At 62.8% G+C, this 14818-nt stretch carries 13 protein-coding genes; 5 read left to right on the top strand and 8 right to left on the bottom strand.

Going from position 1 to position 14818, the window contains the following annotated elements:
• The 4 genes from BCY88_RS20400 to BCY88_RS20415 all read right to left on the bottom strand — a co-directional run.
• On the bottom strand, window positions 1-728 hold a 728-nt coding region (locus BCY88_RS20400), incomplete at its 3' end, for an IS30 family transposase (RefSeq protein ID WP_147408512.1).
• Window positions 729-932: 204 nt separating this feature from the next.
• A complete protein-coding gene (locus BCY88_RS20405) occupies window positions 933-2333 on the bottom strand; it encodes a sigma-54-dependent transcriptional regulator (RefSeq protein ID WP_120346005.1) in 1401 nt (466 codons plus the stop codon).
• A 314-nt stretch (window positions 2334-2647) separates the two neighbouring features.
• Window positions 2648-2932, bottom strand: coding sequence for a hypothetical protein (locus BCY88_RS20410; protein WP_120346079.1), 285 nt, complete (start codon window positions 2930-2932; stop codon window positions 2648-2650).
• A gap of 48 nt (window positions 2933-2980) precedes the next feature.
• Window positions 2981-3298: an ElaB/YgaM/YqjD family protein gene (locus tag BCY88_RS20415; RefSeq protein ID WP_120346006.1), complete on the bottom strand. Its 318-nt coding sequence runs from the start codon at window positions 3296-3298 to the stop codon at window positions 2981-2983.
• Between the two features lie 386 nt (window positions 3299-3684).
• On the opposite strand from BCY88_RS20415, the gene BCY88_RS20420 reads away from it, so the two are divergent.
• The 3 genes from BCY88_RS20420 (at window position 3685) to BCY88_RS20430 (ending at window position 6334) form a co-directional block, all read left to right on the top strand.
• Complete coding sequence (locus BCY88_RS20420; RefSeq protein WP_120346007.1) at window positions 3685-4731, top strand: sigma-54 interaction domain-containing protein; 1047 nt, start codon at window positions 3685-3687, stop codon at window positions 4729-4731.
• A 389-nt stretch (window positions 4732-5120) separates the two neighbouring features.
• Complete coding sequence (locus BCY88_RS20425; protein WP_120346008.1) at window positions 5121-5717, top strand: hypothetical protein; 597 nt, start codon at window positions 5121-5123, stop codon at window positions 5715-5717.
• Entirely contained in the window at window positions 5714-6334 is a 621-nt protein-coding gene (locus BCY88_RS20430) for a hypothetical protein (protein ID WP_259461461.1), read from the top strand. Before BCY88_RS20425 ends, BCY88_RS20430 begins: the two co-directional genes overlap by 4 nt.
• Window positions 6335-6407: 73 nt before the next feature.
• Here BCY88_RS20430 and BCY88_RS20435 read toward each other — a convergent pair whose 3' ends face one another.
• The gene (locus BCY88_RS20435; RefSeq protein WP_120346009.1) at window positions 6408-7754 is read right to left on the bottom strand and encodes an ABC transporter ATP-binding protein; all 1347 of its coding nucleotides are present in this window, start codon (window positions 7752-7754) and stop codon (window positions 6408-6410) included.
• Between the two features lie 21 nt (window positions 7755-7775).
• Window positions 7776-9527: an ABC transporter permease gene (locus BCY88_RS20440; RefSeq protein WP_120346010.1), complete on the bottom strand. Its 1752-nt coding sequence runs from the start codon at window positions 9525-9527 to the stop codon at window positions 7776-7778.
• A gap of 796 nt (window positions 9528-10323) precedes the next feature.
• On the opposite strand from BCY88_RS20440, the gene BCY88_RS20445 reads away from it, so the two are divergent.
• Together BCY88_RS20445 and BCY88_RS20450 are read left to right on the top strand one after the other, a co-directional pair.
• Entirely contained in the window at window positions 10324-12015 is a 1692-nt protein-coding gene (locus BCY88_RS20445) for a sensor domain-containing diguanylate cyclase (protein WP_120346011.1), read from the top strand.
• A 206-nt stretch (window positions 12016-12221) separates the two neighbouring features.
• Window positions 12222-12488: a double-stranded DNA-specific endonuclease gene (locus tag BCY88_RS20450; protein WP_120346012.1), complete on the top strand. Its 267-nt coding sequence runs from the start codon at window positions 12222-12224 to the stop codon at window positions 12486-12488.
• 85 nt (window positions 12489-12573) lie between these two features.
• Here BCY88_RS20450 and BCY88_RS20455 read toward each other — a convergent pair whose 3' ends face one another.
• Together BCY88_RS20455 and BCY88_RS20460 are read right to left on the bottom strand one after the other, a co-directional pair.
• Window positions 12574-13890: an ATP-binding protein gene (locus BCY88_RS20455; protein ID WP_120346013.1), complete on the bottom strand. Its 1317-nt coding sequence runs from the start codon at window positions 13888-13890 to the stop codon at window positions 12574-12576.
• On the bottom strand, window positions 13874-14599 hold the full coding sequence (locus tag BCY88_RS20460) for a response regulator (RefSeq protein ID WP_120346014.1): 726 nt from the start codon (window positions 14597-14599) through the stop codon (window positions 13874-13876). Before BCY88_RS20460 ends, BCY88_RS20455 begins: the two co-directional genes overlap by 17 nt.
• Between the last annotated feature and the right edge of the window lie 219 nt (window positions 14600-14818).

Raw genomic sequence — 14818 nt, forward strand, 5'->3', positions numbered from 1 at the left:
GCCAGCAGATCGCCTTCCCAATGCCCGGGCACCGCGCGGTCTTCCACTTCGGCCGGTCTTTCGCTGATCGACACGGCCCCGATTATCCTGCCCCTGTTCTGCCCGCTTGCCGAGGCGCTCTTCGCCTGACGCATCGTACGATTGGTACGAAGATGCTCGACGAGTTCCTTTTTAAGGACCCCGCGTGCCTGGATGAACAGGCTCCGGTAGATCGTCTCGTGTGATATCTGCATGTCCTTGTTGACCCGGAACTCGCGCCTGAGCCATCCCGCTATCTGTACAGGGGCCCATTTTAATTTGAGTCTGGCCGCCACCAGCCGGCGCAGCCGCGCATTGCCTGACAACGCACACACCTTGGGCCGCCGTGCACGCTCCCAGGCGTTCACATCGGCCTCGTGCGCCCGATATCGGTGGCTGCCGCCATTACGCGAAATCTCCCGGCTGATGGTCGATTTCGAGCGCCCCAGTTGCAACGCAATCTCGCCCATCGTACCGCCTGCGACAAGGCCCCGCGATATCTCCTCGCGTTCGGCCAGCGTCAGTGCCCGTGCAGATCGTGTGCGCACGGGCGGGGAAAATCCGCCGTTCCTGTTCACAACGTGATAAACGGCACTCGGCTGGCGCTCGAGCATCCGCGCGATTTCACTCAGCGACTCGCCCTCGCGCCACAGCTTCCAGATTTCCGCCTTCTGTGCGGTGTTCAACCACGGTCTTCTTTGTCGTCCCATCGTGCTCCACTCTCCATTTCCCTATTGGAACAGAGGTGTTGCAACGACCGGTTGAATCCGCCGCCGCTTTCTTTGCTTATCTTTCTTTGCGGCGGCAAAGAAAGTAAGTGCCGCCCCGCACAGGGGCAACACTAATAGACCACTAACACAGCAAGGAAAGGCCAAAGCGATCAGAACAAGGAAAAACCAGCGCCCCGCATAACATCAAACATCCGCCCCCCCCAAAGCCCGCGATTCATCAACCGAATCGCCCTCATCCCTTGCATCATTCCCATACTCAACCAGCCGGTTGTACAAGGTCTTCAAACTAATCCCAAGAATCTCAGCAGCCCGCGTCTTCACCCCACCACATTGCTCAAGCGTAGCCAGAATCAACTGACGATCCGCCTCAGCAAGCGAAGTCCCAAACGCAATCGTAATCGCCGTACCAGCCGCAGGCTTCGACAGCGTGATCTGCAACGGCACCGTCGCCGTACTATCCGAATCCGTACCCGACATGATGTGCGCACGCTGCACGTAGTTCTTCAGCTCGCGCACATTGCCCGGCCACGGATACGACATCAACATCTCCTTCACCGCAGCCGGGAAATGCTTCTTCGTGCTGTGACGTTCGTTGAGTTCGTCGAGGAACGCTTGCCCAAGCAACTCCACATCTTTGCCCCGGTCACGCAGCGGCGGCAGGCTGATCGGAAACACGTTCAGGCGGTGGTATAGATCGAGCCGCAACTTGCCTTCCAGCACCGCCTGCTCAGGATCGCGGTTGGTCGCCGCAATCAGGCGCACATCCGTTTCAATTTCCTTGGTCGTCCCGACCCGCATGAACATGCCGGTTTCCAGCACGCGCAGCAGTTTTACCTGCAACTCGATCGGCATTTCGGTGATTTCGTCGAGGAACAGCGTGCCGCCGTTCGCACGTTCGAAATAGCCTTTGTGCTGGCGGTCCGCGCCGGTGAACGAGCCGCGCTCGTGGCCGAACATTTCCGATTCGATCAGGTTCGGCGAAATCGCGCCGCAGTTCACCGCGAGAAACGCATGCTTGCGGCGCAAGCTGAGTTGGTGCAGCGTCTGCGCGGCAACTTCCTTGCCAGTACCCGACTCGCCCACCAGCATGACCGACGCAGCCGTCGGGGCGACGCGGCCAATCTGGTCATAAACTTCCTGCATGGCCGGTGAATTGCCGAGCATCAAACCAAAGCGGCCCATGCGGCGCAACTCGCCGCGCAACGTGCCGATTTCCGCCTTCAGGTCGCCGGCGCGCGGCAGGCGCGACAGGATCGCCTTCACACGCTGCATGTTGATCGGCTTCACCAGGTAGTCGGTCGCGCCCATCTTCAACGCGTTCACCGCCGACTCCACCGTGGCGTGGCCAGTAATCACGATCACCTCCACGCCAGAGCGCGGATCGAGATCTTCGAACAGATCGACTCCACTGCCGTCAGGCAGCTTCAGGTCGGTAAAGACGACGTCCGGCATCTGCCGGACGAGTTGAATGCGCGCTTCGCGCAAATCGCCAGCGGTGGCAGTAGTCAGACCGTCTTCCCCGATGATGGCGGCAAGCGCCTCCCGGGTACCGGCATCGTCATCGACAATCAGTACGTGTGGCATCGCGTTTCGAAAGCCCAAAAGCGTGAAAGGGGAACATGCAAAGCGCATGCTGAAATGCCGGCCGGCCACTTCCCGCTATGCTATGCGCGCGCCCTGATTGTGAGCACACACTAACATCACGCGGCAGCGCCAAACCCCTGACTTGACTCAATATCGCAACAATCAACCGGCAAATTGCCTGTTGCGCGGCAGGATTGTTGTCTATTTTTATATTATACGGTTTTATCAAGACGCATTCGTCACGCGTGCCAGGCACCGCCTGGCGAACCCGCGGGCGGCGGTGCGCGGCGGTACATCGGCGCACACAAGGGGGTTCACTGTGGCCCGTCGCTACGCGGAAACGGCCATGCGCCGCCTTGGCCGTTCGGATGCGCGCCATTTGCGCCACGCGCCGTGTCTGGCGCGGCCGGGCTGGCGCTCGCCACGCTCACGCTGCCGGATGGCGTAGGCGTCGCTACCGTGCCGCCCTCACCTTCCCAGCGGCTCAGGTCACGCGCCGCCGAAACCTGTGCGGCACGGTTTCGCTGCACGTAGCGAAAAGCCATAAATCCACCGAGCGCCACCAGCGCGCCGAAGATGCCAATTTTGGGTCGTCCCATCGTGAACTCCTTGTTGTCGCCTCGCGAACCTGCGTCCGACATGGCGCGTCAGCGCGCCGTGATAACGCCAAGCAGGAAGCCGGCGCCCGCGGCCATGCCGAGCGAGCGCCACGGGTTGCGTCTCACGTAGCGTTCGGCATTGACGGCAGCAACGCGGTAGCGATGCTTCGCGTTTTGCTGTGCGTCGCCGAGCGCCGTTTGCAGCGTTTCGACATGCGCCCTCAGCCGTTCGCGCAGTGCATCGACGCCCTCGCCCGGCATATTGGCCGCCAGCCGCAGCATCTCTTCCGAATCCGTCAGCAGCACTCCCAGATCTTCGACAATCTTCTGGCCGCCGAGTGCTAGCTGTTGCGTGGTGTCACTCATTATTCGCTCCTATGTCTGAATTCGGCGCTTGCGTCCCATTTGCGTCCTGCTTGCGTTCGCCGCACGACGAACCATCGCGGAATCGCATCCGCCGTCAGCGCGCCTTGAACAGATCTGCTCAAGTGCGCACACACGTCGAATTCATGCCGCAAATGCCGTGCCCGGTCAATTTGCCGCTCTCATCCATAGCGGCACGGGCCCAGGCACTTTCGACAGGCGTGCGACCGGCCATTTCGCCGCCCGCCACATGGATTGCCGGAAGCACGGCCAAAGTGGTTAAATCGAATTTATATGAGATAGTGACCGAACTGGCCTGTCTTGCTCCAAGGGCGTCAAGGCTTGGGCACCGCAACACCGAACCCCATTTGCACAGGACTCCCTCGTTTATGGCGTCAATCGACCTGGACCCGCCAGCCGTCTCCGCCGCACGGACGAAGCAGCGCGTCGCGGACGGCATCGCGGGACTGAAATCGTACGGGCTGCTGTATGGCTCGTCGCCGGTGATGCTCGATCTGTACGAACAGATCGAACGCGTCGCCAGCACCGACGCGACCGCGCTGATCATCGGCGAATCCGGCACCGGCAAGGAACTGATTGCCCGCACGATTCACGATCAAAGCAGCCGCAAGGATGCCCCGTTTATCGCCGTGAACTGCGGCGCGATTCCCGACGAACTCATCGAAGCCGAGTTGTTCGGCCACGAAAAAGGTAGCTTCACCGGTGCAGTGCAGGGCCGCATCGGTTATTTCGAGCATGCGAACGGCGGCACGCTGTTTCTCGACGAAATCACTGAAATGGCGCCGGTGCGCCAGGTCAAACTTTTGCGCGCACTCGAGACCGGCACGTTTTTCAGAGTCGGCGGCAACGATCTGATTCACAGCGACGTGCGCGTCATCGCGGCCACCAATCGCGACCCCGCGGTCGCCGTGAAGGAACACGGTCTGCGTGAAGACCTGATGTACCGGCTCGCGGTTTTCCCGTTGCGCGCACCGCCGTTGCGCGAACGCGAGGGCGATCGCGAACTGCTCGCCCAGCACTTTCTCGCCTTGCTGAATCAGCAGGAAAGCACGGGCAAAAGCTTCAGCAAACGCTCGATCGAAACACTGCGGACCTGGTCCTGGCCGGGTAATGTGCGCGAGCTGAAGAACGCGGTGTATCGCGCCTTCATTCTCGCGGAGAAAACAGTCGAATTGCCGCACCCGCATCTCGCCTCGCGCGTGAAAAAGCCGGTGACGCAGGGCGACGCGATGAGCGTGTGGATCGGCACGCCCCTTGCCGATGCGCAAAAGCAGATCATTCTCGGCACGCTCAAATATTGCGGCGGCGACAAGCGGCGCGCGGCCAAAGCGCTCGGCGTGAGTCTGAAAACGCTGTACAACCGCTTGAGCGTGTACGGCGGCGAGGATGGCGCGGAAGAAGAAACCGAGCCATAAACGGTGCCGGGCGCTCACGCGCCTGGTTCACGTGAGCGTGTCTCTTCCGTGTACTGAGCGCTCACTTTTTTACCCGCTTTGTGCGCTTGTTATACAGACCCTCCTCGCTGAAACGACCCTTTTTTGCAGACACGTCATCTCACAATTAATCCCTTCGCACCACCAATCAAATCGGCTTCTATCCACCAGAAACCGATTTGACTCGCACCATCTTTTGCAATTGCTTGCACTTTCCCACTGCCAATTACAAATCGCATCCTGCAAAATGCGGCAGCGCATAGTGCAACGATGAGAAAGCCGTGCCTCTCGCATGCCCGCCGTTCACAAACGTGAAGCACGTGAATGAACCACGCGTGTGTGAAGGCACTTGCAGGAGCAGAGACAGGGAAATGCAAAAAAGTATGGTGTGGGCCGCAGGAGTAAAACAAACAGCCAACGCGTCCAAAGCAGCCAACCGTGGGCGCCTGAATATCACGGCGCTCGTCGCGTTGGCAGCGGCGATCACGTCGGCCTTGAGCGGATGTAGTTCGCTCTATTCCGAAGGCGCCACCGCCGGCGCCGGTGTCGCAGGCGCCGCGCTCGCGGCCAAAGTCACCAGCAATGCCGCGGTCGCAACCGGCATCGGTCTCGGCGCAGTGGCCGCAGCACGCGCCGGCGTGCAGTACTCGGAACGCGTAGTCCATAAGAACACGCAGGACGGCATCGCCAAAATCGCCGGCCCCCTGGAGGTCGGCGCGATTGCACCGTGGAGCGTGACCCATTCGGTGCCGATCGAAGACGACGAACACGGCCGCGTCACGGTCAGCCGCACGATCAGCACCGGCGCGCTCGACTGCAAGGAAATCGTCTTCTCGGTCGACCAGACCGCCACCAAAAATGTGCCGGCCAGCAGCGCGTTCTACGTCGCGTCGATCTGCCGTGATGGCGACAACTGGAAATGGGCGTCGGCCGAACCCGCCACCGAGCGCTGGGGTGCGCTGCAATGAGGGCGCTGTCGCTTCCACGTCCCCAGAATGGATGCGCGCTGTCTGAACTACGCACCGATCATGGCGCACGTGCCGCCCACGCTCCGCGCGCGCGTACGGCGGCGCTTGCCGGCAACCGGCTGCGGCTCGTGCTGGCCGCTGCGATCTGCGTCGGCGCCAGCCTGCTGACAAGTGGCTGCTCGTCGGTCGGCGCGGCGAGCGGTGCCGCAGCCGGCGTCGCGTCGGGCCTTGTGACTGCAAACCCGGCAGTCGGCATCGGCGTCGGTATCGCCGTGCAGGCCGCGACCGACGAGGCCGTCAACCGCTACATGCGTACCATGCACACCGATCAGCAGAACCTGATCGCCGCATTGGCGGGCGCGATGCCGGTCGGCGAGACACGGCCCTGGGCGGTCAAGCACTCGCTGCCGATCGAGAACGGCCATGGCCAGGTGCGCGTGACGCGCGCGTTCAGCTCGGCGCTCGCGCTGTGCAAGGAATTCGTGTTCTCGGTGCAGGACGGCGACGATCCGAATGCGCACGAAGACTGGTACACAGCCAGCGCGTGCCGTCAGGACAAGGGTTGGAAATGGGCATCGGCGGAACCGGCGGTCGAGCGCTGGGGCAATCTGCAATAAAAAAACGGCAGGGTCTCCCCTGCCGTTTTTTGCATGGCTTTCGCCTCTGGCGTCTTAATCAACCCGACCGTGTTTAAGACTCCACGTCTTCCAGACTGAAGATTTCGGTCTGGTCGTTATACGAGAAGATCTCGCCATAACGGCCCCAGTTGATCACCGCGTCAAGCGTCTCTTCCGCAGCGCTGTCCGACAGGAAATCCTCCAGCTCCTGCTCGAAGCGCACGCGCGGCGCGCGATGGCCCGGGCGTTCGTTCAGCACCTTCTTGATCCGCGCCGCGAGCGGCACGTGGCGCAGCAGGTGCTCCGCGAACATCATCTTGCGTTCCTGCGTGCCGAATTCCGAGAAGACGCGTGCCGGCGGCGTCAGGAAAATATCCCCTTCGCGCACGTCGGCGAAACCCAGATGCTGCAGCACTTCGGCCACCGGGAACAGATCGTCCACCTCCAGATGCAGCGAGCGGGCGATTTCCGGCATGTCGGCACGGCCGTGGTACGGCGCGGCGGCTAGCGTTTCGATCAGACCGGCCATCAGGTTGGTCGACACATGCGGCAGCCAGCTGCCGAGTTCGAGCCCCTTCTTGGTCGATTCGTCGGTCTGGCGCGCGGTCATCTTGGCGTAGATCTCGTCGACCAGACGGCGGAACGCCGGATCCAGCCGGTTGCGCGGATGCTTGAACGGCACCTTGATCTCGGCAATCACCCGACCCGGATTCGACGACAGCACCAGAATGCGGTCGCACATGAACACCGCTTCCTCGATGTTGTGCGTGACGATCAGCACCGATTTGATCGGCATGCGGCCTTGCGTCCACAGGTCGAGCAGGTCGGTCCGCAAGGTTTCCGCGGTCAGCACGTCGAGCGCGGAAAACGGCTCGTCCATCAGCAGCAGCGTCGGATCGACCACCAGCGCGCGCGCAAAGCCGACGCGCTGGCGCATGCCGCCCGACAACTCGCGCGGATACGCGTTCTCAAACCCGTCGAGACCGATCAGGTCGATCGCAGCCAGGGCGCGTTCGCGACGCTCGCGCGCCCCCACGCCTTGCGCTTCGAGACCCGCTTCCACGTTCTGCAGCACGGTCAGCCACGGGAATAGCGCGAAGGTCTGGAACACCATCGCGACGCCCTTCGCCGGGCCGTCGAGCGGCTTGCTCAGATACGTCACTTCGCCATCGGTCGGCTCGATCAGGCCGGCGATGATACGCAACAGGGTCGACTTGCCCGAGCCCGAACGGCCCAGCATGCCGACGATCTCACCTTCGCGCAGCGACAGGTTCACATCGTCGAGGACGAGCAACTCGCCTTGGGTCTTGTTGAACCCCCGGCACACGTCCTTGACGCACAGAATTTCCTCACCCAGGCGCGGAGGCATCGGCGGCGTCTGGACCGGCGCGGCGGTTACGGCAGCTTTAGGATTTTGCATCGCGGTTTGCCTTAAATTTACTCAATCGAGCCGAAGCTTGGCCTCGGCATAGGCGTACATCGGACGCCACAGCAGGCGGTTAAACAAGGTCACAAAGAGGGACATCACGGCGATGCCGAGAATGATTTTCGGGAAGTCGCCCGCGGCGGTAGTTTGCGCAATGTATGCACCCAAACCGTGTGCGGCGAGTTTGGTATCGCCCCATTGCACGAACTCGGAGACGATACTCGCGTTCCACGCGCCACCGGATGCGGTAATCGCCCCCGTCACGTAGTACGGGAAGATACCGGGCAGCATCACCTTGCGCCACCACTGCCAGCCGCGGATGCCGAAGTTGGCGGCCGCCTCGCGGTAATCGTTCGGGTAGGAGCTCGCGCCCGCAATCACGTTGAACAGGATATACCACTGGGTGCCGAGCACGATCAGCGGCGACAGCCAGATGTCCGGGTTCAGGTGAAAGCGCACGATCACGATCACGAATACCGGAAACAGCAGGTTTGCCGGGAACGCCGCCAGAAACTGCGCAAGCGGCTGGATCTTCTCGGCAAGCGCCGGACGCAGCCCGATCAGCACGCCGAGCGGCACCCAGATCACCGACGAGATCGCGATCAGCAGCGCCACCCGCAGCAGCGTAATGAGGCCCAGCACGAACACGTGCCCCACTTCGTCGAGCGTCACGCCGGTGCGCACATACGCCACGACGCTGTACACGACATACACGGTCAGAAGGATCACGAGGATCCCCCACACGATGTCGCCCACGCGCGACGATTTCTGGCGCTGCGGAATCGCGAAGCGAACGCGGTCGAATGCCGGCAAACGCATCGGCACGCGCGCGGCGTTCGCGAAGACCCAGCCCATCGGCACCAGCAGGCGGTGGATCAGGCGGGTACGGCGGATCAGGTCGAGCAGCCACGACTCCGGGGCATTGCCGGAGCTGGTCGTTTCCATGCGGAACTTGTCGGCCCACGCCACGAGCGGGCGGAACAGGAACTGGTCGTAGGCCAGAATCACGACCGTCATCGCCAGAATCACCCAGCCGACCGCGTGAAGATTCTTGTCCGAGATCGCCTGCGCCAGATACGCGCCGATCCCCGGCAACGTGATCGTGTTGTTGCCCACCGTGATGGCTTCGGAAGCCACCACGAAGAACCAGCCGCCCGACATCGACATCATCATGTTCCAGATGAGGCCGGGCATCGAGAACGGCACCTCGAGCTTCCAGAAGCGCTGCCATCCCGTCAGATGAAAGCCCCGCGACACTTCATCCAGATCGCGCGGCACCGTGCGCAGCGACTGATAGAAGCTGAAGGTCATATTCCACGCCTGGCTCGTGAAGATCGCGAAGATCGCGGCGAGCTCCGCGCCGAGCACGCGCCCCGGGAACAGCGCGAGGAAGAACGTGACCGTAAACGAAATGTAGCCCAGCACCGGCACAGACTGCAGGATGTCGAGAATCGGCACGAGCACGAGACCCGCGCGGCGGCTCTTCGCGGCGAGCGTGCCATAAACCAGCGTGAAGACGAGCGAGGCCACCATTGCCGCCAGCATGCGCAGCGTCGTGCGCATGGCGTATTCAGGCAGGCTCGACGGGTCGAGCGAGATGACCTGGGTCTTCAGCGTCGACATCGGCGCTAGCGTCTGATGAAAACCGATCGCGGCCATCGCGATCACGCAGATGATCAGCGGGAAGGCGACGAAATCCCAGCCGTTTGGCAATAATCGCCACGCCGAAGCGTTTGCGGTGCGTTTCAGGTCGAAACTGAAGTCCATCAGGCGGCCTCCTCGTTATTACAGGTGTTCGAATAGACAAAGGAGGCCGCGGCTTCGGCGCGGCAGTCTGAAGATCGGTCCGGAAAGCGGAAATCAGGCATGGCAAAACGCGTGTGCGCGGTAAATCGTTAGCGTTGGAGACACATAGACCGGTGCGGACGTGTCCTTGAGCGAGCCGCCCAGGACCATACCGCGAAGCCGGACTGCTTTGTCGCCGCGGGCGCCGCCCTAAGGCCGGCGGGCTTTCCTTGTTTTGGACGGCACGACACTACACCATCCTATGTTTCAGGCACAACCTTTCGCGCCAAATACCAGCAAATAGCAGCGTACGCCCCGGCCACGGCCTTCAGACGGCCTTCAAGCTGCCTTCATCCAGCGTCGATCCGGCGAGGTGCAGCGCATTATCTCCCCTCGTGTGTCAGCCACTTTTCAGGCAATCGCGAGCGCGAGCTGGCCAGGTATTTCAAACACCCTGAAAACCCGCGTTGCCATTCAGAAAGCCGACACGCTGCCGTTAAGGACCTGATGAACGGGACGGACACACTTCGCATTCCCGCAATAACAGTGGCGTCAGGCCCCATGACGGTTAAAATCAAAAGACGCACGCTGTGTACGGTTATATCGGCCCCCTGCGCGGCACCCAGCGCGGCCCATACCGAGGCCGTATCGCCAGCCGCTTCCATGAGGGCATAACAGCTGGGCGGAAACAACCGGGCAAAAAACCGGACAAAACGGCGCCACCGCGCTGCCACGAATGAGCTAGTTGCATGCCACAGCCAGACGGATCTGAGAGTCGATGAACAGGACAACCTTGCGCCAGGCAACCGGACCGATCAGCTTCGCGCTGATCGTGCTCGTTTGCTGGTTCGTGGCCGGCATGGTTGCGGACCGGATGGTACAGCAAGAGCTGGACGCGGCCTTGCGCACACAGCGGCAAATGTCCACGTCGATCGTCGATAACATGGCCGAGGTGATCGCGAGCGATCTTTCGATGTCTCGGGCGATCCCCGCAACCATGGCCGAAATGGACGTGGTCCAGCACGCGCTGGTGCAATCGCAGAATTATGCCGCGAACGGCGAAGCGACGGAACCCGCCTTGCGCGCCGCGTTGCTAAAAGACCCGCAGATGCTCACCGTGAGCAACTTCCTGCATGACGCACAAGGCTTTTCCGGGCTCGATCAGATCTGGCTCGTCAACACCAACGGCACCTGCGTCGCATCGAGCAACTCCGCCAATAATCCGCTCGCCGCGGAACGCTCCTTCGTCGGCGTCGACATGCGCACGCGCAGCTATCTGACGAATGCCCTGCTCGGTGCGTTTTCGGAAGCCTATGGCGTGGGCCGTTCGAGCGGCGAGCCTGGCATCTTCATCGCGGCGCCGGTCTACGCCGACGGCCTGCTGGTGGGGGCCGTGGTGGCCAAGGTGGGGATCGCGCGGCTGCGCCACTGGGTCGCCCATGCCGGCACCTTCGTCGCGGACGAACACGGCGTCATCATCATGGCGCACAACAGCGAACTCGAAGGCCATGCCCTGCCGAACTCGCGCGTCACGCAGATGAGCGCCGCCGAGCGCCGGACCATCTACCGCCGCGACATCCTCCCCGACGTCCGGATCCAGATCGACACTCAGGTGCGCGAGCAGGCGCCCTGGGTTCCCGCCGCCATCGCCAGCCAGTTGTTCGGCATGAGCGAGCAGCGCACGCCCGCGCTATACCAGGCACGCGGCGGCCTGAATTCGGGGCTGTCGGCCCATCTGGTCGATCCGCTCGCGGCCTGGCCCGAGCTGCTGCGCAATCACAAGCGCGATCATCTGCTGGTGTTTCTGACGCTGGCCGGCACCGTCGCGCTTGCGTGGGTGATCACCGTGTCGTACGTGCGCGAGCGGCGCCACCATCGCGCCACCCGCGATCTTGCCGAACAACTGCAATCGGCCAACACCCTGCTCTCGGCCGAAGCGCGCCACGATGCGCTGACCGGCGCACTGTCGCGGCGCTACTTCCTTGACCTGCTGCGTCACGAGATCGAACGCGCGCATGCGGGCAATGAGCCGTTGTGCATGGCGATTGCCGACCTCGACCACTTCAAGCAGATCAACGACCGCTTCGGCCACGCCGCCGGCGACCGCGCGCTCGAACATTTCGTCGACACCTGCCGGGCTGAATTACGCGGCACCGATGCAATCGGCCGGCTGGGCGGCGAAGAGTTCGGCTTGCTGCTGCCGGCCACGGATCTGGAGGGGGGGCGCGAAGTCGTCGAGCGCTTGCGCCTGCGTCTCAAGGCGGTTCCTTCGCCGAAACTGCCGGCTTCGGTGGGCCTGAGCGTGAGCATCGGCATCACCGAACTCTCCGCCGACGATCTGCCCGAGCGCATCATGAGCCGCGCCGACATGGCGCTTTACGCAGCTAAGACGGGCGGGCGCGACCGCATCGAAGCGCTGCCGCCTGACGACACCGCGCCGCCCGCGCGGACGGTGGCCAACGCCTGGTGAAATTCGCTCATACCGGTTAGTCGCGTGCCGGTCCGCGCCGACATTCAATTGGCACTGCCTTGCCCGCCGTGCCTGTCGCGCCACCGGCGCCCGCTCAAGCGCGGCAACTGACGCAAAGCAAGTTGGCCCTCCGGCGTTCCGTAAGGAAGCAGGTATCATCAACCCTGACATTGAGGTTGCCGCTACCGCTCTAACGGGAGATTCGCATGAAGGGAAATTTGGTCATCGTCTGTCGCGATCAGGATGCTGACGCATTCGACCATTTGCTGGCCGAATATGGCGCGTTCCAGACACGCCTGTCGTCGACCGCGTGGTATCTGAAACTGGATGTCGCACCGGAATTGATTCAGGAAGAAATACTCACGCGTCTCGGCAAATACACCACGCACTATATTTTTGAAGCCGAAACGGTCACGTGGAATACGGTGGATAGTGACGCGGCGAATGCGTTGAATACGCTGTTTTCAGACTAGCTTCAGACTGAGGCAGCCATTGCCGGGCGCGCGTTCCGGCATGAAGTTAGAGGGCCAGGCACCTGCTGCCCCGGCCCCGCTCAACCTACCAGACGCTTTCCGAGGCCGCCGTGACGCGCGGCACCACTTCGAACGGAAAGCTCATCAAGACCCGCAAGCCACGGCCTTCGTGGTTGCCGATCTCCCACTCCCCGCCCGCCCGCCGCACCAGACGCTCGACGATTGCGAGCCCCAGCCCGCTATGACCGTTGCCGCCGCGTGCCGGGTCGAGCCGCACGAACGGGCGGCTGGCATTGATCAGGTCCTGCGCGGCGATGCCGCCGCCATTGTCGCTTACCGAAAGCGTGAAACCTTGCGCGGTTCGCGCCGTGGCGACCACGATCGGCGGCGCGCCGTAGGCATGTGCATTGTCCAGCAGGTTCGACAGAATCCGGTCGAGCGTCGCCGCAGGCAGCAGGAAACCCGGCCCAGCATTGAGCTCGGTGCGCACCGTGGGCGCACCGGCTGCGACCGCGCGATAACTGCGCACCACCCGGTCGCACTGCGCGTCTACTTCGACCGCTTCGCTGCGATCGGCGCCGTCGTGGGCGAACACCAGAAACTGCTCGACGATATGCGTCATCGAATCGACGTCGCGCACAACGCCGTCACGCATCTTCACTTCTTCCATCATTTCAGCGCGCAGCCGCAAGCGTGCCAGCGGCGTTTTCAGATCGTGCGCGACGCCGGCCAGCATGACCGCCCGGTCGTTTTCAGTGCGCGCCACTTCCTGAACCATCTGGTTGAAGCCGTGCGTCAACTGCCGCAACTCGCGCGGACCGCGCTCGGGGACCGGCGGCACCGGCAGGCCGCGGCCGAAGCGCGCCACCGCCTGGGCGAGCGAACGTAACGGCTGCTGCAGCGCCCATGCGGCAAAGAGCGCCGCCATCACCGCGAACGAGAAAATGATGGCGAGCCACAGCACCGTGCGATCGAGCGAGCGCGGCGGGCGCAAGGGTTGCACCGGCACGACGATCCAACTGCGATCCGTGGTAGCGCGCACCCACAGCGTGGGTGGACGGCCAGGCTGGCCGATCCGCACCAGCGTGCCGGCCGGCATGCGATCGCGCACGTCTTCGATAAAGCGTTCAAGCGGCGCAGGCAGATTAGTGCTGTCCGGCGGCACGTCGGAGCTCGCCGGATCGACCAGCCGCACACGTGACGGCAAGGGCAGATCCGGCGTGCGGGCGACGTGCTGACGCACCGCGTCGACGAGGAAGGTGGCTTCCTCGACGGCATAGCGCGTTTGCAACTGGCTGCGCTCGAGCCGCATCAGCGCGTACCACGCGAAATGCGACAGGAGCAGCACTGCAATAACTAGCAGCGCCAGGCGCCCGAAAAGCGAATCAATGGGCCGACGCATGCTGCTCGCCATCCGGCACGAACACGTAGCCGCGCCCGCGCACCGTTTGAATGAAGCGCGGCGTGGACGGATCGGTTTCGAGAATGCGACGCAGACGCCACACCTGTACGTCGATGCCGCGGTCGGTGCCGTCGTACTCCGGGCCATGCAGCAATTCAAGCAGGCGCTCACGGGTGAGCGTGCGCATGGGGTGATTGACGAAAATCTTCAGAAGCGCGAATTCGCTGCCCGAGAGCGTGAGCGGCTTGTCTTCGAGATGCAGCGTGCGCGACTGGAAATCCAGCGTGAAGCGGCCGAAATTGAACGGCTCACGCTGCTCCGGCGCCGCCGCCGACGGCAGCGTGCGGCGCCGCCGCAGCACCGCCTGCACGCGCGCCAACAGTTCGCGCGGATTGAACGGCTTGCCGAGATAGTCGTCCGCGCCGAGCTCCAGCCCGACAATCCGGTCCACGTCGTCAGCACGTGCGGTGAGCATGATCACAGGGATGTCGTCGCCCGACGCGCGCAGCTTGCGCAGCGCGGTCAGCCCGTCTACGCCCGGCATCATCAGATCGAGCACGATCAGATCCGGACGCTCGCGTTCGAGCCTGCGCTCGAGCGTGCCCGCGTCGTGCAGCACCGAAACTTCGATGCCCTGACGGGCCAGATAGTCGCGCAGCAGATCGCGCAATTCGACGTCGTCGTCAACAACAAGTATTTGAGTAGCCATGGGATGAAGTTTAACGCGCGGTAGGAGGGGTTTTCGATTTCAGACGGCCCGCAAGGGTTACCGGGTGTTACCGTGAAAGGCGCACGTAATGACCCGTAATAGCCGCATCCGTTCGCGTAACACAGCGCCCGACTCGTTTCTCTACGCTGTGACTTACCGAATGCAGGCCGTCCTCTATCACCGGTTGCATCGTCGGCTATTCCATTACAAGGAGCTTTA

This window comes from Paraburkholderia fungorum (genome assembly GCF_003610895.1).
Lineage (GTDB): Bacteria > Pseudomonadota > Gammaproteobacteria > Burkholderiales > Burkholderiaceae > Paraburkholderia > Paraburkholderia fungorum_B.